At 59.8% G+C, this 20,661-nt stretch carries 19 protein-coding genes; 10 read left to right on the forward strand and 9 right to left on the reverse strand.

The window, feature by feature from the left end; genetic code table 11:
• Positions 1 to 7: 7 nt before the first annotated feature.
• Together yihG and ACYQ12_RS09570 are read right to left on the reverse strand one after the other, a co-directional pair.
• Complete coding sequence (yihG, locus tag ACYQ12_RS09565) at positions 8 to 880, reverse strand: 1-acylglycerol-3-phosphate O-acyltransferase, YihG family (protein WP_459870718.1); 873 nt, start codon at positions 878 to 880, stop codon at positions 8 to 10.
• Between the two features lie 87 nt (positions 881 to 967).
• Entirely contained in the window at positions 968 to 2,917 is a 1,950-nt protein-coding gene (locus tag ACYQ12_RS09570; RefSeq protein WP_459870721.1) for an acetoacetate--CoA ligase, read from the reverse strand.
• A 257-nt stretch (positions 2,918 to 3,174) separates the two neighbouring features.
• Between ACYQ12_RS09570 and nhaD the strand changes: the two genes are divergently transcribed.
• Complete coding sequence (gene nhaD / locus ACYQ12_RS09575; RefSeq protein ID WP_459870724.1) at positions 3,175 to 4,428, forward strand: sodium:proton antiporter NhaD; 1,254 nt, start codon at positions 3,175 to 3,177, stop codon at positions 4,426 to 4,428.
• 252 nt (positions 4,429 to 4,680) lie between these two features.
• Positions 4,681 to 6,018, forward strand: a complete 1,338-nt coding sequence (locus ACYQ12_RS09580) for an MFS transporter (RefSeq protein ID WP_459870726.1) — start codon at positions 4,681 to 4,683, stop codon at positions 6,016 to 6,018.
• Positions 6,019 to 6,034: 16 nt separating this feature from the next.
• Here ACYQ12_RS09580 and ACYQ12_RS09585 read toward each other — a convergent pair whose 3' ends face one another.
• The 3 genes from ACYQ12_RS09585 to ACYQ12_RS09595 form a co-directional block, all read right to left on the reverse strand.
• Entirely contained in the window at positions 6,035 to 6,808 is a 774-nt protein-coding gene (locus ACYQ12_RS09585) for a VOC family protein (protein WP_459870728.1), read from the reverse strand.
• A 445-nt stretch (positions 6,809 to 7,253) separates the two neighbouring features.
• Positions 7,254 to 7,523 (reverse strand): GrxA family glutaredoxin, encoded by a 270-nt coding sequence (locus ACYQ12_RS09590; protein WP_459870731.1) that lies wholly within the window; start codon positions 7,521 to 7,523, stop codon positions 7,254 to 7,256.
• Between the two features lie 181 nt (positions 7,524 to 7,704).
• On the reverse strand, positions 7,705 to 8,541 hold the full coding sequence (locus ACYQ12_RS09595; RefSeq protein ID WP_459870733.1) for an inositol monophosphatase family protein: 837 nt from the start codon (positions 8,539 to 8,541) through the stop codon (positions 7,705 to 7,707).
• A gap of 138 nt (positions 8,542 to 8,679) precedes the next feature.
• Here ACYQ12_RS09595 and hybE point away from each other — a divergent pair, with 138 nt between their 5' ends.
• The gene (hybE, locus tag ACYQ12_RS09600; RefSeq protein WP_459870736.1) at positions 8,680 to 9,093 is read left to right on the forward strand and encodes a [NiFe]-hydrogenase assembly chaperone HybE; all 414 of its coding nucleotides are present in this window, start codon (positions 8,680 to 8,682) and stop codon (positions 9,091 to 9,093) included.
• A 67-nt stretch (positions 9,094 to 9,160) separates the two neighbouring features.
• The gene (locus ACYQ12_RS09605) at positions 9,161 to 9,937 is read left to right on the forward strand and encodes a 3-hydroxybutyrate dehydrogenase (protein ID WP_459870739.1); all 777 of its coding nucleotides are present in this window, start codon (positions 9,161 to 9,163) and stop codon (positions 9,935 to 9,937) included.
• A 37-nt stretch (positions 9,938 to 9,974) separates the two neighbouring features.
• Here ACYQ12_RS09605 and ACYQ12_RS09610 read toward each other — a convergent pair whose 3' ends face one another.
• Both ACYQ12_RS09610 and ACYQ12_RS09615 read right to left on the reverse strand, forming a co-directional pair.
• Entirely contained in the window at positions 9,975 to 10,508 is a 534-nt protein-coding gene (locus tag ACYQ12_RS09610; RefSeq protein ID WP_459870741.1) for a response regulator transcription factor, read from the reverse strand.
• A gap of 25 nt (positions 10,509 to 10,533) precedes the next feature.
• Positions 10,534 to 11,805: an ATP-binding protein gene (locus tag ACYQ12_RS09615; protein ID WP_459870744.1), complete on the reverse strand. Its 1,272-nt coding sequence runs from the start codon at positions 11,803 to 11,805 to the stop codon at positions 10,534 to 10,536.
• Positions 11,806 to 11,929: 124 nt separating this feature from the next.
• On the opposite strand from ACYQ12_RS09615, the gene ACYQ12_RS09620 reads away from it, so the two are divergent.
• Positions 11,930 to 12,574: a hypothetical protein gene (locus ACYQ12_RS09620; protein ID WP_459870746.1), complete on the forward strand. Its 645-nt coding sequence runs from the start codon at positions 11,930 to 11,932 to the stop codon at positions 12,572 to 12,574.
• Positions 12,575 to 12,583: 9 nt separating this feature from the next.
• Here the strand turns inward: ACYQ12_RS09620 and ACYQ12_RS09625 are convergent, their stop codons facing one another.
• Positions 12,584 to 13,189 carry an exopolysaccharide biosynthesis protein gene (locus tag ACYQ12_RS09625; protein WP_459870749.1) on the reverse strand — a complete coding sequence of 202 codons (606 nt, stop codon included), beginning with the start codon at positions 13,187 to 13,189 and terminating at the stop codon, positions 12,584 to 12,586.
• Between the two features lie 459 nt (positions 13,190 to 13,648).
• On the opposite strand from ACYQ12_RS09625, the gene ACYQ12_RS09630 reads away from it, so the two are divergent.
• The 3 genes from ACYQ12_RS09630 to ACYQ12_RS09640 all read left to right on the forward strand — a co-directional run bounded on the left by ACYQ12_RS09630 (position 13,649) and on the right by ACYQ12_RS09640 (position 16,671).
• The gene (locus ACYQ12_RS09630; protein ID WP_459870752.1) at positions 13,649 to 15,238 is read left to right on the forward strand and encodes a peptide chain release factor 3; all 1,590 of its coding nucleotides are present in this window, start codon (positions 13,649 to 13,651) and stop codon (positions 15,236 to 15,238) included.
• A 126-nt stretch (positions 15,239 to 15,364) separates the two neighbouring features.
• Entirely contained in the window at positions 15,365 to 15,838 is a 474-nt protein-coding gene (mscL, locus tag ACYQ12_RS09635) for a large-conductance mechanosensitive channel protein MscL (protein WP_459870754.1), read from the forward strand.
• Positions 15,839 to 15,915: 77 nt separating this feature from the next.
• The gene (locus tag ACYQ12_RS09640; protein ID WP_459870757.1) at positions 15,916 to 16,671 is read left to right on the forward strand and encodes a TatD family hydrolase; all 756 of its coding nucleotides are present in this window, start codon (positions 15,916 to 15,918) and stop codon (positions 16,669 to 16,671) included.
• Here the strand turns inward: ACYQ12_RS09640 and ygfZ are convergent.
• Complete coding sequence (gene ygfZ, locus ACYQ12_RS09645) at positions 16,668 to 17,717, reverse strand: CAF17-like 4Fe-4S cluster assembly/insertion protein YgfZ (RefSeq protein ID WP_459870760.1); 1,050 nt, start codon at positions 17,715 to 17,717, stop codon at positions 16,668 to 16,670. The two genes, ACYQ12_RS09640 and ygfZ, sit on opposite strands and share 4 nt — an antisense overlap.
• 157 nt (positions 17,718 to 17,874) lie before the next feature.
• Here ygfZ and ACYQ12_RS09650 point away from each other — a divergent pair, with 157 nt between their 5' ends.
• Complete coding sequence (locus ACYQ12_RS09650) at positions 17,875 to 18,069, forward strand: hypothetical protein (protein ID WP_459870762.1); 195 nt, start codon at positions 17,875 to 17,877, stop codon at positions 18,067 to 18,069.
• Positions 18,070 to 18,285: 216 nt separating this feature from the next.
• On the forward strand, positions 18,286 to 20,316 hold the full coding sequence (uvrB, locus tag ACYQ12_RS09655) for an excinuclease ABC subunit UvrB (RefSeq protein ID WP_459870765.1): 2,031 nt from the start codon (positions 18,286 to 18,288) through the stop codon (positions 20,314 to 20,316).
• Positions 20,317 to 20,661: the final 345 nt, after the last annotated feature.

A 20,661-nucleotide genomic window follows, 5' to 3' on the forward strand; every position in this document is an offset into this window, starting at 1 on the left:
AGAAGGATCAGGCTCGCGATGAAAGGATGCGATCCTTTTCCTGCCATAGCGCGTTCAGCCATGAATGGAAGCGTTCCTTGTAGAGCGGGTCGTGTTGGTAGTCGCCATGGAGCATCCAGCTCGGCAACTCCAGCTTCCTGAGGTGTATGTTCACGGCGCTCTCCCGGCCGCAGAGAAAATCCCAGAAGTCGGGAAGCGTACGTTGGTAGTGCAGGGTGACGTCAATGATGCCGCTCAAGCGATTTCCCAATAGCGAGATCACTTGCGCCGTTCCTCCGGCCTTGGGCCGCAGAAGGTGGCGGTAAGGACTCTGCTGGCTGTCGCGCTTGGCCGGAGTGAAACGAGATCCCTCGACGAAGTTGTAGATCGCCATGGGCATTTCCTGGGCGCGCTCGCACATACGCTGCGTGGCTTGCATGTCACGCTTGGCCAAGCGCGGATTGCGTGCCAGCCGCTGACGTGAGTAGCGATTCATGAAGGGAAATTCCAGCGCCCACCATGCCAGACCGACGATGGGGATAAAGATCAACTCCCGCTTGAGAAAGAACTTGGGCATGGGAATGTGTCCATGCAGAACGTACTGCAGGACAAAGATATCCGTCCAGCTGCGGTGATTGGCAATCACCAGCCACCACTGTTTGGGCGACAGGCCCCCCGGTAGCCGGGCGCTGATACGGGGACGGATCCAGTGCCGGATCCACCAGTTGTTGGTTGCGATCCACGCCAGGGCGATACGATTCAAGCCACCCAGCACACGCCGGCGAAGCCGGCGGGTCGGCGTGACCAGCTTGATCGCCGTCAGCAGGAATAACGGCATCCCCCAGACCAGAGTATTGATAATCAGCAGTAGCATGCTTACGAGGCCCTTCAGGGTCGACATGCCATTCTCCTTCAATGACTTGCCGCCTATGCTACTGGAACCGGACGAAGCTGCCCAGCTTCTGCGTTCGGCTGGGCTATGGTGCGATCAACTGCTGAGTTCGGGAAGGTCCTCGTAGAGCTTCAAGGCCTCGGGGTTGGCCAGAGCATCCACGTTGTTGACCGGGCGTCCGTGCACAACGTGACGTACGGCCAGTTCGACGATCTTGCCCGACAAGGTGCGCGGGATGTCCATCACCTCGATGATCTTGGCCGGGACATGGCGCGGGCTGGTGTGGGTGCGGATGGCCTGGCGGATCTCGTCGCGCTTGGCCTCGTCAAGTGCCACGCCTTCCTGCATGCGGACGAACAGAATCACGCGCACGTCATTCTGCCATTCCTGACCGATGCACAGCGATTCCATGACGCCTTCGACCTTTTCCACCTGGCGGTAGATCTCGGCCGTGCCGATGCGTACCCCGCCCGGGTTCAAGACGGCGTCCGATCGGCCGTGAATGATCAGGCCGTCATGCTTGGTGATCTCGGCATAATCGCCATGCGCCCATATGCCCGGAAAGTGTGAGAAGTAAGCTTCGTGATAGCGCTTGCCCTCGGGGTCGTTCCAGAAACCGACCGGCATGCAGGGGAAGGGCTTCGTGCAGACCAGCTCGCCTTTGCCCTCGGCGAGAGGGTGCCCGTCATCGTCATACACCTCGACTGCCATGCCCAGTCCACGACACTGCAGTTCGCCACGATAGACAGGCCGAATGGGACAGCCCAGGGCGAAGCAGGAGACGATATCCGTGCCGCCTGAAATCGAAGCCAGCAGAAGATCCGATTTTATGTCCCTGTAGACATAGTCGAAGGATTCATGAGACAGGGCCGAACCGGTGGAAAGTACCGCTCGCAGCGGCCTGAGATCGTGGCTTTGTCCGGGCCTGAGCTCTGCCTTTTCGCAGGCGGCAAGATACTTGGCGCTGGTGCCGAAAACGGTGACGCCTTCGTGAGCCGCGATGTCCCAGAGAATCTCGGGGCGGGGAGCGAAAGGCGAGCCATCGAAGAGCAGCAGCGTGGCGCCGCTGGCCAGGCCCGAGGCCAGCCAGTTCCACATCATCCAGCCGCAGGTGGTGTAGTAGAAGAGAACATCTTCATCGTCGAGATCCGTATGCAGGCGATGCTCCTTGAGATGCTGGAGCAGGGTGCCGCCCGCGGAGTGCACGATGCACTTGGGCACTCCCGTCGTTCCCGACGAGTAGAGGATATACAGCGGATGCTCGAAAGGCATGGCCTGGAAATCGATTTCGCTGGCCGAATTGTCAAGATAATCGCGCCAGTTCACGGCCTTGGGAATGGCGGAGAGTTCGGGTGTGTCGTTCAGGAAGGGAAGGACCACGATCTGATTCAGCGATTCGATAGCCTGGCCGAGCTTGGCGACGCGTTCGCGGGTGTCGATGGCCTTGCCGTTCCAGGTGTAGCCATCGGTGGCGATCAGCACCTTGGGCGTAATCTGGCCGAAGCGGTCGAGAACGCCGTTGAAACCGAAATCCGGAGAGCATGACGACCATACGGCGCCGAGGCTGGCAGTCGCCAGCATGGCGATGATGGCGTGCTCGCTGTTGGGCACGAACCCCGCGACCCGATCGCCGGGGGCGACACCGCTCTCCTTGAGTGCCTGGGCCAGCTTGGCGACTTGCTCGTAGAGCTCGGCATAGCTGATGACGCGGCGGCGTTCGCGTTCGTCCCGCACGATCAGGGCCGGATGCAGGTCCCGGCGACGCAGGAGATTGGCGGCAAAGTTCAGGCGGGCTTCGGGAAACCAGCGAGCGCCAGGCATGGCGTCTGGGTTCTCCAGTACTCGGCTGCCACGTGATTCGGCGATGACCCCGAATTCGTCCCACAGCAGCTCCCAGAACTGTTCGGCATGCGCAACGCTCCAGGCGTGCAGGGCGGCATAGTCGGGAAGATCGTGTGCGTGCTCGTGGGCGATGCGCTGCATCAATGCCGTCATCTGGGTGGCATTGATGGCCTCCGGGGAGGGCTGCCAGAGCGGGGTTTCCATACGTCGTTCTCCTTCCTGGGGGAATAATTCGCTCCAAAAAGATCAAGAATTACGCATTGGAGACGATAAACCTGACATCAGGAGCGTCGCGCTTGCATAATGCCTCCCGATTCAGTGCGAGTCAGGCAGATGCGCTAGTGGCGATGGCATAGCTGCCGTTCATTTAAATCTTCGATTCGCCTGCCGTCCACTCGACTATTGTGGGAAACCCTCCTGTCACGTCCGAGCGCCCAGCAGGCTCAGACGGGAGTGTTAGCATGTGGTTGCAGGTCCTGTTGCTCATACTGGCAGTAGGGGCGTTCGTCCTTATCGCGCTTGAAGATGTCCTTCATCTCAACAAAGCCAAATCGACGCTTTTCATCGGCTCCTTGAGTTGGCTGTTGCTGTTCATGTTCGGGAAATCCGCTCTGGGATTGGAAAACGTGGTCGACTCTCTTGACGAGAATCTGCTGGAAATCGCCACGTTGTGGTTGTTCCTGATGGCGGCAATGACTTTCGTCGCCTACCTCAACGCCAAGGGAATGATCAGCAATCTGATCTATCGGGTTCTACCCCGACGAATTGGTGAGCGGCAGTTGTTACTGCTGGCTGCGACCTTTGCCTTTCTCTTTTCGTCTCTGGCCGACAACATTACCGCGACACTGGTTTCCATTGCGCTGGTCCTTTCTCTTCAGCTGCCTCCCAACAAGACGGTCAAATTCGCCGTTCTGACGGTTTTTGCAGTGAACTCGGGAGGCGTGTCGCTGATCACCGGCGACGTCACCACGCTGATGATCTTCCTAGATGGCAAGGTGGCGATCCCGGATCTGATCACCCTGATTGTGCCTGCGTTTATCGGCGTGCTGCTGCTGGCGCTGATGCTGATGCCCGGTCTTGGAGGGGAAGTGCGCATTCCTCATGAGCGCCAGCCGACGCGGCGCATCGACAGAATTATCGCCGTCATCTTCCTGCTTACCATCGTCTCGACACTGGCCGGCAATGTCGCCTTCGGCATTCCACCGTTGCTGACATTCCTGTTCGGGCTGTCGTTGATGTTCATGATCGGGCACTTTGCCGAACGGCGCTTTGATCAGGATGAACGCAAGCTTCTCGATTACATTCGGGTCATCGAATATGACACGCTGCTGTTTTTCCTCGGCGTGCTACTGATTGTGGGGATGCTCAAAGAGATAGGCGTGCTGGAGGCCTTGCCGGCACTCTACGCAACCCTGCCTACGCTGGGAGCCAACTACTTGATGGGACTGATGTCCGCGCTGATCGACAACGTGCCGCTGACCGCTGCGTTGCTCAAATCGGGCATCGTCATGGATCGTGCGGAATGGCTGGCGTTGACCTATGCGACCGGCGTCGGCGGGTCGCTTCTGGTCATCGGTTCCGCGGCCGGCATCATCATGCTCTCCAAAGTGCGTAGCATGACGTTCATCAGCTATCTGCGTTACCTGCCGTTTCTGTTCGTGGCGTATAGCGTGGGGTATGCGGGGGCCTATGCCATCGGCCTGCTGGCGACCTGATCGATGATGAAAATCTGAACAAAATGTACTAGAAGCGCTTGGTAGCTACGGTATAACGAGCTGTCACGGGGTAACGCACAAGGTTATCCACAGAAATTGTGAATACTTTCTTACGCCCTCGAAAAAACATAACAGAGAGCGGATGAAGCCGACTGCACCGGCCACTGGAATAATGGCCTACACTTGCAGACATCCTGGCCGTGCCTTACCCGCACGGCCTTTTCGTCTTTTCAATTCGTTACGGAGGTCGACTTGCGCAGTTTACCCGCGACACTGCCCATTCTGTTTCTCTGTGAGATTTTCTTCCTGCTGGGGCATGGCCTGATCATGACGCTGCTGGGCGTGCGCATGTCCCTGGAAGGGTTTCCCTCGCAGATGGCGGGGCTTTTGATGTCGAGTTTCTCGCTGGGGTTCGTGCTCGGCAGCTATATGATCGAGAAGCGTATTCGCTCGGTGGGCCATATTCGGGTGTTCGCGGCTTGCGCTGCGGTGCTGGCGGTGACTGCCATGCTGCATGGACTCTGGATCAACCCTTGGGCCTGGCTGGCCTGGCGAGTCGCCGGCGGTGCGGCGACGGCAGGCCTGTTGATGGTCATGGAGTCGTGGGTTTCGGGAGAGTCGAACAACGAGAACCGTGGCAAGGTACTGGGCTGGTACATGGTCATCTCGACACTGTCCCTGGCGGGGGGGCAATGGATGCTGAACTTGGCCGATCCAGCGACGGTAGTATTGTTCTCGGTCACGGGCATCCTGTTTGCGCTATCGCTGGTTCCATTGTCGATCCATCGTATCCATGGCCCTTCGATAAGCCACGACGTGGCTCACAAGATCAAGTTGCGCGATCTCTACCAGAGAGCTCCGGTAGGGCTGGTCGGGGCATTTACCGCCGGGCTGATGGTCCAGGCCTTCTTTGCCATGACGCCCTATTACGGTCAGGAGATCGGTCTGAGCACCAGCCAGACGGCCCAGTTCATGGCGATTACCACCATGGTTGCGCTGGTCGCCCAATGGACGCTGGGGCGCGTATCGGATCGGATCGACCGGCGCAAGGTGATCCTTTGCATGGCACTGGTCATGGCTGTCACCGGCAGCTTGATTTCGCTGGCCGCCGGTTACAGCTACGTGGCGCTGCTGGTCGTGGCCTGTCTGCATACGGCCATGCTGCATACCCTGTACTCGCTTAGCCTGGCGCACACGCATGACTGGCTGGAGCCTGCCGAAATCATCGCAGCCAATGCCAAGCTGATGATCTGGTACGGCATCGGGTCGATCATCGGGCCGTTCAGCTCATCGCTGGTCATGCAACTGGCGGGGCCCGAAGGGTTGTGGTTCTTCCTGGGCGCGGCGGCCTTGTCGCTGGCGGTCTTTGTCATGTTCCGTCTCTTCAGCCGTCAGAGCCTCGAGGAACCGGAAGTGGAGCAGGAGCCTTTCGCACCCATGCCGTTGGTGGAAACCTCGCACTATTTCGAACTCGACCCGCGCCACGAGCTACAGCAACTTGAGTTCGATTTCGACGCCTACGGGCTCACCGACGACGAAGCGCCGAGTGAGGATGAAGAGCGTTCCGACTTGCGGCGCGAGGTCGCCTGAGAAGAAGGTCAGCGGCTCAGGCAATCTCACAACGGGTATGGTGAGGCAGCAGGAACTCGGCTGAACGCTCCCTTCTGCCTGGGAGGCATCGCTGCACCAGTGCGAGTCCTCCCGAGACGATGCGGTGCTCGTCGCCCTGCGCGAAGACCAGTTTTTGGGAACAGCAGGGATAGTAGCGGTAACTGAGCAACGGCGAGACCGGCAGGAAACCCCGACGACGATCGGCGCTCCCGACCAGGCCGTTTTCCTGCATGGCGCGATCGAGGCTGACGAGATCGCTGTCGAGAGAATCGCAATCGAAGCCGGCATGATGCAGGCGAGGCCCCATTGCTGCCAGCCATGCCGCCAGCGGATGCGCTTGTTGCAACAACTGGTAGGTGGCCCAGTCCGGCATTGGCCAGGGACGGCCTCGGCACAACAGGTTCTGTCCCTTGGCATCCTGAGGATGGGTCTGTTCGACCAGGCGTTCTAATGCAAGACGCGGTTCGCGGGTCAGGGCCGCCATTTGCAGTTCAGCCACTACCAGCCAGGGACCTTGGTCTCCCGAAGACAGCAATGTCACCAGTAGCCCGCGATCCGCCAAGGCATGGCTGCCCGCTGCTTGGTAGCCGAAATGATAGAGACTGGGCAACAGGGAGGCGGTGTTCATGGGCTGCTTGTCGAGGGTCAACAGTACCATATACTCCGCGGCTTGCCCCGGGGGCCAGAGTCGCATGTCGCCGATATCGGGATGTTGATGAATATAATCGAGCCAGAGCTGCTGTAGAAACTCGGTACGCTGCATCGCCATGTTCCCCCTGTAAGGCATGAAATCCATCAGCCGATTCCACGCAATACCTTTCCAGGCAACCGGTGTCACTCAGCAGGCTCAGGCGAAGGCGGGTTCGGTCTGGCTCATACCTCATGGCCCGGATTGACTCAGCCGGCTGCCTGGCGGCTGGATCTTTCCTAAACGGTAGGTGGCGGTCTAGCGCTGCGCTGTCAGGCCATGAATCCCCACCGTCTGGCCGGGATATGGCTGTACATCTTGGGCGATGCCGCCTACCTGTCTCAGGAGTATAGGCCTAGCCTGGAATTTGCCATTCAACGCTACGGAGGGTTTGTAGGTGGGCGCTAGAGAGCATGGAGATGAACGATAACCGCCGGCAGGAGCCGGCGGCATAGAACCTTCGAATGCGAAGCTACTGGCAACGTGACCGTGCCGTTACCGGGTATGGAGATACAATGCCGTGCCTTTATGCGCTGGCAGGTATCAACGCATTATCGCGGACGTACTGATCAAACTCGGTGAAGCCGCCGATATGCGTCTGATCGACGAAGATCTGCGGCACAGTTTCGACCGGCTTGCCGATGGTCTTCTCCATGTCGGCCTTGGTAATGCCTTCTTCATGGATATCGATATAACGATAACTGAAATCGTCACGTGCTTCGCTGAGCTTTTCGGCAAGCTCCTTGGCACGAACGCAAAAAGGACAACCGGGGCGGCCGAAAATAACGGTTAGCATTCATCTCTCCTTGGAAATGGAAGAGCAGATAGATTTGGAGCCCATTATTTCTCATCCGATGGTCGAATGCCAATAGTGTCTCCCTAGGCCACTCATTGCCCTCATCTATCGCGTGGCGGAAGCGAAGGCAAGACGCCGGGAAGCGGCTCTCTGCAGAAGTCTGTCAGCGGCAAAAGACGCATCAGGAGGTGCTCTCGCCCGGAGTATCGAATTGTCCTGCATCGGCCCGTTCGAGCAGCTTTCTAAGCGGTGCAAAGAGAGACGGTGCCGTCACCAGCAGGTTCTCGCCGTAGAGGTCGGCGGGCAGACGATCCGGGACATCATAGAGATGTCCGGTGCGAGCGCCGGCTTCGCGGGCGATCAACAGGCCGGCGGCGAAATCCCAGGGCGAGACGCTCTCATAGTAGGCATCAAGGCGCCCGCAGGCGACATTGCACAGATCCAGTGCGGCTGAGCCGTTACGTCGGATATCGCGACATTGGCCGAGTACCGCCGTCAGTCGTCTCAGCAGGGGAGTGCGTCCATCGCGGCGATAGGGAAACCCGGTTCCTACCAGACTGAGCGACAGATCGTCGACCTCGCTGGTCCGGATCGGTTTGCCATTCAGCATGGCGCCCTCGCCACGCACCGCCGTGAACGTCTCGCCGAGAAAAGGCGCATGAACCACGCCCAGGCGGACCTTGCCGCCCTTGGCCCATGCGATCGAGACCGCCACATGGGGATGCCCATAGGCGAAGTTGACGGTACCGTCGATGGGATCGACGATCCACAAGGCTCCTCCATCGAGCAGGATGTCGCGGTCCGGAGAGAGCTCTTCTGTCAGGCGGGCCTCATCATGGAAATGCTTGTCCAGTTCGCCGGCGATCAACCTGTCCACCGCGACGTCAGCCTCGGTCACGAGTTCACTGTTCTCCTTGTAATGATGAGCGAAATCCTGAGTCTGACGTGCCTCGAGGATGCGTTGCCCGGCCAATTCCGCGATGCGTACCGCCTCGGCCAAGCGCTCTGAAGAATGCATGGTTGTCTCCTGTACCGGTGTCCCAATGGCTTTCAAACTAGCCTAACAGCTTATACGCTCGTGACCGGGTTATCAGCGATCTGCTCCCTGATAGAAGATGACTTCCGTTTTCGATACGAGTGATATCCGGTAAAACTCATGCAGTCTCTATCTCCAGAACTTTATGCGCGTCTTCATCGACTGGCGACCTCTTATGCAGACCAGCACATCGCCGAATACAGGCATGACGAGCGGCGCAACGCGCGGCTAGGGGTCGATACCTTGTGCTTTCAATGGCATGCCCGGGAATTGCTGGGCATTCTCATCACTCCCGTGTCGCTTTCGCTGCTACTGGTGGCGCCTGGGGCGGAGCATGAGGAAAGCCATCGGGTGGAAGAGCGTGTACTGGAATTGCCTAGTGGACGTTATCTTTTGCGGGGCGAATGGGTCGCGGGTGAGGGGCCGATATGGCGCTGCGAGCTGCTGGCGGGGCTGGAAGACATCGAGGATATGCTTGAAGCCAGTCGTCTGGCACAACGGGTAATGCGTCAGGTGATGAGCGAATCGTCCTGAGCTCAGGTGGCGTCGACGCTCGGGCTCGGCATATGCTATGGCAGTTCACCTCGTCAAGGAGTTCACGATGAGCATGCCTTCTTCGCCCGGTAATCCGCGGGTCGCTCTCGTTACCGGCACTACCAGCGGTATCGGTGAGGCAGTCGTCAAGCAATTCTGCCAGGATGGGCTGCAGGTGCTGGCGGTCGATGCCAATGCGGCTGGAGAAAACGTGGCCGAGGCGGCGGGAGCCGCTTTCTTCCATGCCGACCTGACTCAGGCCGACGCATGCCGGCAGGCCGTGGACGAGGCCGTCAAGCGCTTCGGCCACGTCGATATTCTGGTCAACAATGCCGGCATACAGCATGTGGCAGCCATCGAGGATTTTCCCGAAGCGAAGTGGCGCCAGATCATCGACCTGATGCTGACGGCCCCCTTTCTGCTGACGCAGGCCGTATGGCCGTACATGCGGGAGGGGCAGTGGGGACGCATCATCAATATCGCTTCGGTCCATGCCCAGGTAGCCTCCGCCGGCAAGGTGGCTTATGTCAGTGCCAAGCACGGCCTGATCGGCCTGACCCGCACGGCCGCACTGGAGGGCGGCGGTGATGGTATAACCGTCAATGCGCTGTGTCCCGCCTACGTACAGACCCCCCTGGTGGAGAACCAGATCGCCGCCCAGGCCAGGATGCATGACATGGGGGAGCAGGAGGTCATCGCTGACGTGATGCTGAAGAATGCCGCCATCAAGCGCTTGATCGACCCCTCCGAAGTGGCGCTGCTGGTCGGTTATCTGGCGTCGGAGAATGCCGGTGCCGTGACTGGGGCCAGTTGGAACATCGATCTGGGGTGGACGGCGCAATAATCGGTAAGGATCGAGAGTCCGCCAGAATCGAAGCCAATCAGTGTCTGACAGGACGCTTCTGAAGTTTGCGCTGTAGCGTTCGCCGATGCATGCCCAATGCCCGGGCCGTCGCGGAGATGTTGCCGTCGTGCTCCTGCAGCACCTTCTGAATATGCTCCCAGGTCACACGGTTGATCGATGGCGGAGTGTCGGAGATGTGGATGTCGGGGTCGCCCACTTCGCGATCCAGAGCCGCCAGGATCTCGTCGGCATCGGCAGGCTTGCAGAGATAGTTCACGGCTCCCAGCTTGATGGCCTCGACGGCCGTGGCAATGCTCGAGTAGCCGGTCAATACGACGATGCGGCATCCGGGGGCGACGGACATCAGTTCGGGAAGCAGCTTCAATCCCGACGTCTCCTCCAGCTTCAGGTCGAGAGTCGCCAGGTCGGGAGGTGTCTGATGGGCAAGCTGTAACGCTTCGGCCGCCGTGCGGGCCGAGGCGACATCGAAACCCCGCCGACGCATGGCGCGAGCCATGACAAAGCAGAACTGTTCATCGTCATCGATTATCAGTAACCGTTCAGGGTTCATGATGTCTCCTTAGCGATCTTGCCGGTTATGGACCCGCTCTTGTCGCAGCCCGGGGAAGCTTGACCTCGGTCAGCGTTCCGCCTTCCTCATGGTTGAAGAGGCTGACACCGCCTCCGAATCGGTTGATGGTGGCATGTGTCAGGAACAAGCCGATACCCATTCCCTTGCTCTTGGTCGACACGAAAGTATCGCCGAGCTGGTCGGCGATGGACATTGCAATGCCCGGGCCGTGATCGCGAATATCGATGATGACTTCGTCATGGTCCCAGTCCAGGCTGATGACAATGTCGTCAGGATTGGCGTCGGCCGCGTTGTTCAACAGATTCATCAGGGCCTGCTCCAGGGTGGCATCAACCGCCAGCCAGGGGGTGCCACGCTTGCCGAGTTTCTCGACCCGGTGGCTGACATCGGGACGCAACACCAGCCAGCGCTGGATGACTTCTTCCAGCCAGGTCGCGGCAGGTCGTGCTTCGGGTTCGGCGAGGCGGCGTCGGTCGGCATTGGCTACCAGCGTCTGCAGTCGCGTCTTGCAGGTGTCGACCTGGCTGCGTAACAGGTCGATATCCTCTCTCAGCGAGGGATTGTCGCGTGCATCCTCGCGCATTTCCTTGAGCAGTACGGCCATGGTGGAAAGAGGCGTTCCCAACTCATGGGCGGTGCCGGCTGCCTGAGTGGCAACGGCCAGTACCTGCTCGTTGCGCAGGGCGGCCTCGCGCGTGCGCGATAGGGTCTGGTCGCGACGCCGCAGGGCTAGGGCCATCTTGAAGATGAAGAAGGTCACCAATCCCGCAGACAGGCCGAAATTCAACCACATGCCGAGAATGTGCAGGCGAATGTCGGTGCCTACGAAGCTGTTGCTGAGTTGGGGAACCGGCTCGAAGAAGAGCATCAACAGCGTATAGCCCGCCATCGCGGCGCTGGCGATGATCCAGGCATAGAGCCAGGGCAGGGTCGCTGCGGCGATGGTCACCGGCACCAGGTAATAGGTGATGAAGGGATTGGTGGAGCCGCCGGTATAGTAGAACAGCAATGTCAGGCCGACGATGTCGGCAAGCAGATGCAGTAGATATTCCGTGTCCGTCACGGCCCGGGGGCGCCCGAGGCGCCACCACGTAGCCACATTGACCATGCCCATGGCCACGATGATGGCGATGACCGGCACGATATGCAGCTGAAACCCCAGCATTTCGATGCCGAAGATGATGGCCCCGAGGAACCCTGTCCAGGTGATGCCCCGAACGATGGTCAGCCGTACCAGATTGCGGTTGGGGGTAGATAAGGGCAACGGTTGATGCATAAGATCCCACTAAATTTCTCTGGCATCATCATACCTGAAGTCGGACGCTGCGGTCGTTACCTATTCCGCTCTGGCATGATGGGATACGCTGCGTTCCTGCAAGCAGGCCTCAAGGAGCACGCGCATGGAGTGGCTAAATGAGAATTCCGGTAGCCTCAACGTTATCGCCAGTTTCTTTACTCTGGTCATATGGCTCTTCTATGCCCAACTGCTTTACTTCAATTATGCTCGCCAGCGCCGCCCACGTATCCTGATCAATCGCGGACGAAGCAAGGATATCAATGCCCTGTGCCTGATCAGCAACATGAGTTCGGAAGCCATTTTCCTGGAACATATCGTCGCGATCCTGCACACCTCGGAGGGCGAGATAGTCCGGGATCTGATCGAGTTCGAACGGCCCGGGGACTATGACAAGGAGACCGATCGCCTGGCGGAAACGACGCAGCCGGGACCGTTGGAATCCGGTGGTTTCCGCCATATCGGCTCTTTCAGTGACATCATCAAGCGTGTCGCCCAGTCACAACGCATTCGCATGCGCGAAGGACGTCCCCTCGACGATGTCCAATTCTTCTCCCTGGAGATTCGCATCATTGCCGTCTATGGCAGCGAAGACAATCCGGTGGGCGCCTGCCGTTCCTTCAATCTGAAGGATACCGAAGAGGATGACGCCTATGAACTGGAACCGGCGTCATTCGACACCATGCGCCTGGCGAGCCGCCGTAAGCGTCGGGAAGTGCGCCGCTGGATTCGCGACCTGCCTACCGTATGAGGGCTGGCGCTACAGGAACTGATAGATGAGAATGCCCAGCCCCACCAGGTAGAGCGCGAGCGTCACGGCAAGCAGCGCGCCATCACGGGCGATGAGACCGAGTCCGATGGCGGACAGGGCGGCGCCCGAAAGACTGTTGGCAAAGGGAATCAGCTCCAGGGGCGGCATGCTCAGCGCTATCACCAGGCAGATGATGGCGACGAGCGGTTTTGCCGGTCCGTGGGTCAGGATCTTCAGACGCGGCTTGATGAACCTGTCGACCCGGCGTGCCCAGGGCTGCAGAAACAACGTTGCTCGCAGAAAGCGCTTGCGCGGAACGGAGCGTTTCAACAGCCACTGCGGTAGCCAGAAATGCGAGCGTCCCGCCAGCAGCTGTCCCGCGATCAGCGCGACCAGCACCCCGCAGAGCGTTGGCAGGCCCGGGATACCGCTTAACGGCGAGAAGAGGAGTAGCCCCGGGACCAGCAGAAGGGCGCCGAAGGAGCGATGCCCGACCGCACTGAGCATGGTGCCAATGCTGACGTGTACTTCGTCATCGGCGTGGGTGTCGCCTGCCTGGTGCAGGTAATCGACGAGTTCTTCGAGGTTTTCGGGGTCGTGTTGCCGATTTCCCATAGGGCAGGCGGTATCCGGAGCATTGTCGGGCCGTGGTGTCCTTACCCGGCCATGAGGCTTTGCATAGTTTGTATAATAAGCGTAGCGAATGCGTGCGAGAAACAAAGCATGAGAGAATCGCGGAGGGAGATTGAAGAGCCGAGAGGAGCCAAGCATGTTCGCCGGGAGGAGACTGAAGTCTGCACTGCGCTGCTGGAGACGACTCAGACTATGGGGGCACATCCCTGTGCAGTGACATCCTGTCGGGTACGGGTCCGTGCACCTTTTCAGGCATCCTGCCCTTTTCAATATTACCCTTGCGGTGATGGCAATCCTGTTACGTTTTTTTCTCGCATCCTGGTCCATCAGCCTGCCCTACACGAATTCGCTGCGAAATCGTAGAATGCACCTAGAGTCAATCCACCGTCGGCCGGATGCGTAAGTGCATGAGGCTGCGTAAGAATCAGTGAATAACATTCGATGCCAGATTCCCAGATAGCCCACCATACCGGGCTGCGCAGAACGTTCGCGATCATCAGTCACCCCGACGCGGGCAAGACCACCATCACCGAGAAGATGCTGCTGTTTGGAAATGCCATCCAGCTGGCGGGATCGGTCAAGAGCAAGCGCGCCGAGCGCCACGCGACATCCGACTGGATGAAGATGGAGCAGGAGCGCGGCATCTCGGTGACGACGTCAGTGATGCAGTTTCCCTACAAGGGACGCATCGTCAACCTGCTCGACACCCCGGGCCACGAGGATTTCTCCGAGGATACCTACCGTACCCTGACAGCGGTGGATTCGGCGCTGATGGTCATCGATGGCGCCAAGGGTGTCGAGGAACGCACGATCAAGCTGATGGAAGTCTGCCGTCTGCGTACCACGCCGATCCTGACCTTCATCAACAAGATGGATCGCGACATCCGCGATCCCATCGAGGTCATGGATGAGGTGGAGACGGTCCTGAACATCCAGTGTGCGCCGATGACCTGGCCGATCGGCATGGGACGTCATTTCAAGGGTGTCTATCATCTCTACAATGACGTCATCCACCTCTACAAGCAGGGGCAGGGCAGTCGGATTCCCGACGACGTTCGCATCGAGGGGCTCGACAACCCCAAGGTGGACGAGATACTGGGGGCAGACCAGGCCGAAGAGTTGCGCATGGAGGTCGAGTTGGTGCGCGGGGCCTCGCATGAGTTCGATCTCGAGGCCTATCGGCGCGGTGAGCTGACGCCGGTCTACTTCGGCACGGCCATGGGCAACTTCGGCGTTCGCGAAATGCTCGACGGTTTCGTGGAGTATGCGCCGGCGCCACTGCCTCGCGAGACCGATACCCGCGAAGTCAGCGCCGATGACGAGCGCTTCAGCGGCTTCGTTTTCAAGATCCAGGCGAACATGGATCCCAAGCATCGTGATCGGGTGGCCTTCCTGCGCGTCTGCTCGGGCAAATACGACAAGAACATGAAGATGCGTCACGTGCGTATCGGCAAGGATGTCAAGATTGCCGATGCCCTGACGTTCATGGCCGCCGATCGCTCCCATGTCGAGGAGGCGTGGCCGGGCGACATCATCGGCTTGCATAACCATGGCACCATTCAGATCGGTGACACTTTCACGGTTGGCGAGGACATGCGCTTCGTCGGCATTCCGCACTTCGCCCCTGAACTCTTCCGGCGCGTCCGTCTGCGTGATCCGCTCAAGATGAAGGCGCTGCAGAAGGGGCTGCAGCAGCTCTCCGAGGAAGGCGCCACGCAGGTCTTCATGCCGCTGGACAACAACGACCTGATCGTCGGCGCCGTAGGGGCACTACAGTTCGATGTGGTGGCGCACCGCCTCAAGGAGGAATACAAGGTCGATTGCCTCTACGAGCCGGTCAACGTCCAGACCGCACGCTGGGTGTACTGCGACGATGCCAAGAAGCTCGATGAGTTCAGGCGCAAGGCGAGCCTCAACCTGGCGCTCGATGGCGGCGGGTACCTGACGTATCTGGCACCGACTCGGGTCAATCTGCAGATGATCCAGGAGCGCTGGCCGGAGGTGCGCTTCCAGGCTACGCGCGAGCACTAAGCGGCCTGCCCAGGCGCGAGGCTTGATGACGGCTCCCGTCTGGGCAATGCTGAAAAGGAGGCGGTCACGCCGGTATCAGAACGCCGGTACCATGGATGAAGGCCGTTTCGTGACAAGGAGTCGAACATGGCAGCCAACTTTCTCAAGGAATTTCGTGAATTCGCCGTCAAGGGCAATGTCGTCGACATGGCGGTCGGCATCATCATCGGCGGCGCTTTCACGCTCATCGTGCAGAGTCTGGTCAAGGATATTTTCAATCCCTTGCTGGGCATGCTCATCGGCGGCGTGGATTTTTCCAATTTCTTTCTGGTGCTCAAGTCGGGTACCCCCTCGGGCCCTTACCAGACCCTGATCGAGGCTCGCGAAGCGGGCGCGGTCACTGTCAACTATGGCCTGTTTTTCAATGCCGCCATCAGTTTCGTCATCGTGGCGTTTGCGGTATTCCTGCTGGTTCGGACCATCAACCGCCTCAAGCGTGAAGAGACCGTCGCTCCCAAGGCACCTACGGACAAGGCCTGTCCGTTCTGTTTCCTGACGATTCCCATCAAGGCGACTCGCTGCGGACATTGCACGTCCGAACTGCCGCCTTCCGATACCTGACATGCGAACCCGCCAAGGTGAGCGCCGATCAGCCTGATATCGCGCCGGTTGCCGCTGTCTGCAAAAGGAGATTGCCCATGATCGACACGCATTGTCACCTGGATTTCAACGATTTCGCCGAGGATCGCGAGGCGATGTTCGCCAGAGCCCATCATGAGGGGGTGACGCACTTCGTGGTGCCGGGCACGACGCGCGCCCGCTGGGAGGGCGTGATTGCTCTGGGCCGGCGCGATGACGTAAGCCTGTGTCTCGGCCTGCATCCCTATTTCCTGGATGAGCATGCCGAAGGCGATCTGGAGGCGCTGAACGAGCAGCTGGATGCGCATCCCGAGGTAGTCGCGCTCGGTGAGTGTGGTATCGATGCGCGTTTCGATACTCTCGATGCGCAGTGGCATTGGTTCGAGGCGCAGCTACGTCTGGCCAAGGAACGCAAGCTGCCCGTCATCATTCACTGCGTGCATGCCAATGACAAGGTAGCCAAGCGCCTGCGGCAATTGGATCTGCCGGCAGGCGGCGTGATCCATGCCTTTGCCGGCAGTCCTGAACAGGCGCATCGGTTCCTGGATCTGGGTTACCGGATCGGCCTGGGAGGCGCCGTCACCTACGAGCGGGCGCAGCGCCTGCGCCGCGCGGTGGAAGCGTTGCCGGATGATGGCTACGTACTGGAGAGCGACAGCCCGGACATGCCGATAGCCGGTTATCAGGGGCAACGCAACGAACCGGCAAGATTACCGCAGATCCGGGATTGCATCGCTGAGCTACGCCAACAGGATCCGCAGGACATCGCCGCACACAGCACGGCGAATGCCCGAGAACTTCTGAAGCTGGCTTAGGGCGCTCCCTGAGCCAGGGATTCGGGATCCAGCCGTTCGATGGGATACGGCAGCTTCAGGGGCTTCAAGGGGATACCGTTGACCTGCATGGCCTCCGGCGTATCGCGCGTCGTGACCACCGCCAGGATCTCGGCCTGACCGTAGGCGTCGATGGCCGCGCAGAATACTTCGCCCAATGCCTTGCCGCTATTGTCCTCGACGGATGTGCCTGGAGCAGGCAATTCGCTGCCTTCGAGCTGTCCACGCATCAGGCGCTTCTTGACTTGGCCGCGGAAGTGCGCCCGGGCCACCACTTCCTGCCCCGTGTAGCATCCCTTGCGAAAGCTGACCCCTCCCAGGGCCTCCCAGTTCACCATCTGTGGCAGGTAGGCATCCTGGTGAGGCTTCGATACCCATGCCAGGCCGGCCTGAATGTCATGGAGTTGCCACACGGCATTGCCTACCGGTGTTGCGCTGGAGGCCAGCCTGTCCCAGAGCGCTGCCGCTTCGTCTTGTGGTGTACCGATCAGAAAACGTGGCAGGGGCCCGGGATGACGCGTTGCGATGTAGCCCGCGGTGTGTCTCATGCCCCATTGGCCCGTAGGCACCATGTCCAGGCGGGTCTCCAGCAGTGCCGGTGCATCGCGGCCGATGAGTCCCAGCAGAGCGATATCATCGCGAACCGTGATGGCCAGCTTGTAGAAAACCGCAAACTTGCCCAGATGTTCATGCAGCGATACCGCCAGGCTGGCATCGAGGATCAACCAGTAGCGCTCGGGGGCAACCTGCATCAGTTGCGCATTGGCCTGCATGCGTCCCTTGGCACTGCAGAACGCTGTCAGGGGCGCGAAGGTGCCGTCGGCCAGGTCCACCTGGGCACTGGTCTGTCCCTGCAGGAAAGGCTTGGCATCCGCACCATCGATCTCAAGCACTCTGAGGTGGGGGAGCGGCGCAAGCGTCGTGTTCTCCAAGGCCAGGCGTGCCTGATGTTCGTCACCGAAATCGCAGCGATCCGGTGCCGCAAAACGGGCACCTTGTGCTTCGAGGTAGGCAATCCAGTCTTTCATGGCGCAACTCCTGTTCGGCTGAAGAGCGGGCCTGACCCGCCGGCAGTATAGTAGCTACATAATTGGGACCGCGACGTCATTTCCAACCGTCGTGATGGGTGTGGCATGTTAGACTACAGACCAATCATGATCCTATCTGCAGCCCGTAGGAGGCAGCATGGCCATCATCTCCTTGAGTTTCGACGGGGTCACGACACCCGAAGATGTCAATAAAATCACCACGGCCCTCATGATGGTGGATGGCGTCGACAGTGCTGAAGTCGGCCGGCATGGTGCAGAAGTGGAGGGACGCGTTAAGCCTGAGGCACTCGTCAATGCTGTCGAGGCGCTGGGCTTCAAGGTGCGTCGCTAGTTCGACAGACAAGGCCGTGAGGCAACGGGGTGAACATGGCAGGGGTTTCGCTGTCTATCGCTTCGCCTACCGATGGCCTGCTGCCATCGGCATCGCGGTGCCGTTGCCCCGCAGACATTGCCGTACCACTGGCATGATCCCTCCCTGGCATTCGATACGGCGTGATCTCGAAGCGTGCGCCTTGAACCCGGGGAACGTGAGCCCCATCTGAGAGCCATGAGCAAACCATTTCGTATCCAGTCGCAATACCGTCCCGCCGGTGACCAGCCCGCCGCCATTCAGGGCTTGATCGATGGCCTCGAAGCCGGGCTGGCCCATCAGACCCTACTCGGGGTGACCGGCTCCGGCAAGACGTTCACCGTTGCCAACGTGGTGGAGCATCTACAGCGTCCGACGATCGTCATGGCGCCCAACAAGACGCTGGCGGCGCAGTTGTACGGCGAGTTCAAGTCGTTCTTTCCCGACAATGCCGTCGAATACTTCGTCTCCTACTACGACTACTACCAGCCCGAGGCGTACGTGCCGTCATCGGACACCTTCATCGAGAAGGATGCCTCGATCAATGACCACATCGAGCAGATGCGGCTGTCGGCGACCAAGGCATTGCTGGAGCGACGGGATGCATTGATCGTGGCCTCGGTCTCGGCGATCTATGGCCTGGGCGATCCCGCCAAGTATCTGCAGATGGTCATCCATCTCGACCGCGGCGATCGCGTCGACCAGCGCGAGTTGCTGCGGCGGCTGGCGGAGTTGCAGTACACGCGCAACGACATGGACTTTCGTCGCGGGACCTACCGCGTGCGCGGCGACGTGCTGGATATCTTCCCGGCCGATTCCGAGGACGAGGCGGTACGCATCGAGCTGTTCGACGACGAGATCGATACCATTCGGCTCTTCGACCCGCTGACCGGCGAGATGCGCGGCAAGCTCCCGCGCATCACCATCTATCCCAAGACGCACTATGTGACGCCGCGCCAGACCATTCTCGATGCCATCGAGTCGATCAAGGAGGAGCTGGCGGAGCGGCTGTCGGTGCTGCGCAAGCAGGACAAGCTGGTCGAGGCCCAGCGGCTGGAGCAGCGCACGCTGTACGATATCGAAATGATGCTCGAGCTGGGCTATTGCAACGGCATCGAGAACTATTCGCGCTACCTGTCGGGACGTGCGCCGGGCGCGCCGCCACCGACGTTCTTCGACTACCTGCCCGACGATGCCTTGCTGATCATTGACGAGTCTCACGTCAGCGTACCTCAGGTGGGCGGCATGTACCGCGGTGACCGCTCGCGCAAGGAAACGCTGGTGGAGTACGGGTTTCGTCTGCCATCGGCCCTCGACAACCGTCCGATGACCTTCGAGGAGTGGGAGTCGATCATTCCTCAGACGGTTTTCGTCTCCGCCACGCCAGGCCCTTATGAGGAAACGCACGCCGGCCAGGTGGTCGAGCAGGTGGTGCGTCCCACCGGGTTGGTCGATCCCGAGGTCGAGGTGCGCCCGGCCACCACTCAGGTGGACGATCTGCTCTCCGAGATCCGCTTGCGTACCGCAGTGGGCGAGCGTGTCCTGGTCACCACGCTGACCAAGCGCATGGCCGAGGATCTCACCGAATATCTCGACGAGCATGGTGTGCGGGTACGCTATTTGCACTCCGATATCGATACCGTCGAACGGGTCGAGATCATCCGCGATCTACGGCTGGGCAAGTTCGATGTGCTGGTGGGCATCAACCTGCTGCGAGAAGGGCTCGATATCCCCGAAGTCTCGCTGGTGGCGATTCTCGATGCCGACAAGGAGGGTTTCCTGCGAGCCGTGCGTTCGCTGATTCAGACCATCGGCCGTGCAGCGCGTAACGCCAACGGCAAGGCGATTCTCTATGGCGACCGGATTACCGACTCGATGCGCCGGGCCATCGATGAGACCGAGCGGCGCCGGGCCAAGCAGATGGCGCATAACGAGAAGCACGGCATAACGCCCAGAACCGTGACCCGTTCCGTCGCCGACATCATGGAAGGCGCCCAGGTACCGGGCAAGAAGGGGGGGCGCAAACGAGCGGAACAGCGCGTAGCCGAAGCGCCGGGCCAGTACACGGCCGATGCCCTGCGCAACATGAACGCCGAGCAGCTGGGCCGTGAAATCGCCAAGCTGGAAGATGCCATGTTCGAGGCGGCGCAGAATCTGGAATTCGAGGAGGCTGGACGTCTCCGCGATCAATTGCATGCACTCAAGGCCCGCCTGATCGAGCTGGGCTGATTCCTTTCCTTTCTTTGTCTCGCTTGACGTCTTGTCTCCTCATTCCGGCCGAATGACGCCGGGATGAGGCTTTGCTGCCTGTCCGTGCGAGCCGGTCCTTGGGGTATGACGGTCGCGCATCGGACTGCTGCAATGCGCCGGCTCAATGTCTGGACGCCCGAAAAAAAATTTCAGCGCCTGTTTTTAGGTCTCGGAAGCGCTTTTTGCTCTGAAGCGAGTGCGTCTCGGTGTTTGTTTTCGGGAAACCGTCAATCGCAGGTTGAGACATGATGTGATACGACTAAAGAGCCCCGTTTCATGGTGGTTACGTGGCTTTACAGCTTGTTCGGCCGAGGCCAATAATGG

The organism is Halomonas shantousis (assembly GCF_054654615.1).

Excerpts from the sequence above, each read along its gene's own strand:
- yihG (WP_459870718.1), bottom strand. The coding sequence starts at position 880 with ATGTCGACCCTGAAGGGCCTCGTAAGCATGCTACTGCTGATTATCAAT.
- ACYQ12_RS09570 (WP_459870721.1), bottom strand. The coding sequence starts at position 2,917 with ATGGAAACCCCGCTCTGGCAGCCCTCCCCGGAGGCCATCAATGCCACC.
- nhaD (WP_459870724.1), top strand. The coding sequence starts at position 3,175 with ATGTGGTTGCAGGTCCTGTTGCTCATACTGGCAGTAGGGGCGTTCGTC.
- ACYQ12_RS09585 (WP_459870728.1), bottom strand. The coding sequence starts at position 6,808 with ATGGCGATGCAGCGTACCGAGTTTCTACAGCAGCTCTGGCTCGATTAT.
- ACYQ12_RS09590 (WP_459870731.1), bottom strand. The coding sequence starts at position 7,523 with ATGCTAACCGTTATTTTCGGCCGCCCCGGTTGTCCTTTTTGCGTTCGT.
- ACYQ12_RS09595 (WP_459870733.1), bottom strand. The coding sequence starts at position 8,541 with ATGCATTCTTCAGAGCGCTTGGCCGAGGCGGTACGCATCGCGGAATTG.
- hybE (WP_459870736.1), top strand. The coding sequence starts at position 8,680 with ATGCAGTCTCTATCTCCAGAACTTTATGCGCGTCTTCATCGACTGGCG.
- ACYQ12_RS09605 (WP_459870739.1), top strand. The coding sequence starts at position 9,161 with ATGAGCATGCCTTCTTCGCCCGGTAATCCGCGGGTCGCTCTCGTTACC.
- ACYQ12_RS09610 (WP_459870741.1), bottom strand. The coding sequence starts at position 10,508 with ATGAACCCTGAACGGTTACTGATAATCGATGACGATGAACAGTTCTGC.
- ACYQ12_RS09615 (WP_459870744.1), bottom strand. The coding sequence starts at position 11,805 with ATGCATCAACCGTTGCCCTTATCTACCCCCAACCGCAATCTGGTACGG.
- ACYQ12_RS09620 (WP_459870746.1), top strand. The coding sequence starts at position 11,930 with ATGGAGTGGCTAAATGAGAATTCCGGTAGCCTCAACGTTATCGCCAGT.
- ACYQ12_RS09625 (WP_459870749.1), bottom strand. The coding sequence starts at position 13,189 with ATGGGAAATCGGCAACACGACCCCGAAAACCTCGAAGAACTCGTCGAT.
- ACYQ12_RS09630 (WP_459870752.1), top strand. The coding sequence starts at position 13,649 with ATGCCAGATTCCCAGATAGCCCACCATACCGGGCTGCGCAGAACGTTC.
- mscL (WP_459870754.1), top strand. The coding sequence starts at position 15,365 with ATGGCAGCCAACTTTCTCAAGGAATTTCGTGAATTCGCCGTCAAGGGC.
- ACYQ12_RS09640 (WP_459870757.1), top strand. The coding sequence starts at position 15,916 with ATGATCGACACGCATTGTCACCTGGATTTCAACGATTTCGCCGAGGAT.
- ygfZ (WP_459870760.1), bottom strand. The coding sequence starts at position 17,717 with ATGAAAGACTGGATTGCCTACCTCGAAGCACAAGGTGCCCGTTTTGCG.
- ACYQ12_RS09650 (WP_459870762.1), top strand. The coding sequence starts at position 17,875 with ATGGCCATCATCTCCTTGAGTTTCGACGGGGTCACGACACCCGAAGAT.
- uvrB (WP_459870765.1), top strand. The coding sequence starts at position 18,286 with ATGAGCAAACCATTTCGTATCCAGTCGCAATACCGTCCCGCCGGTGAC.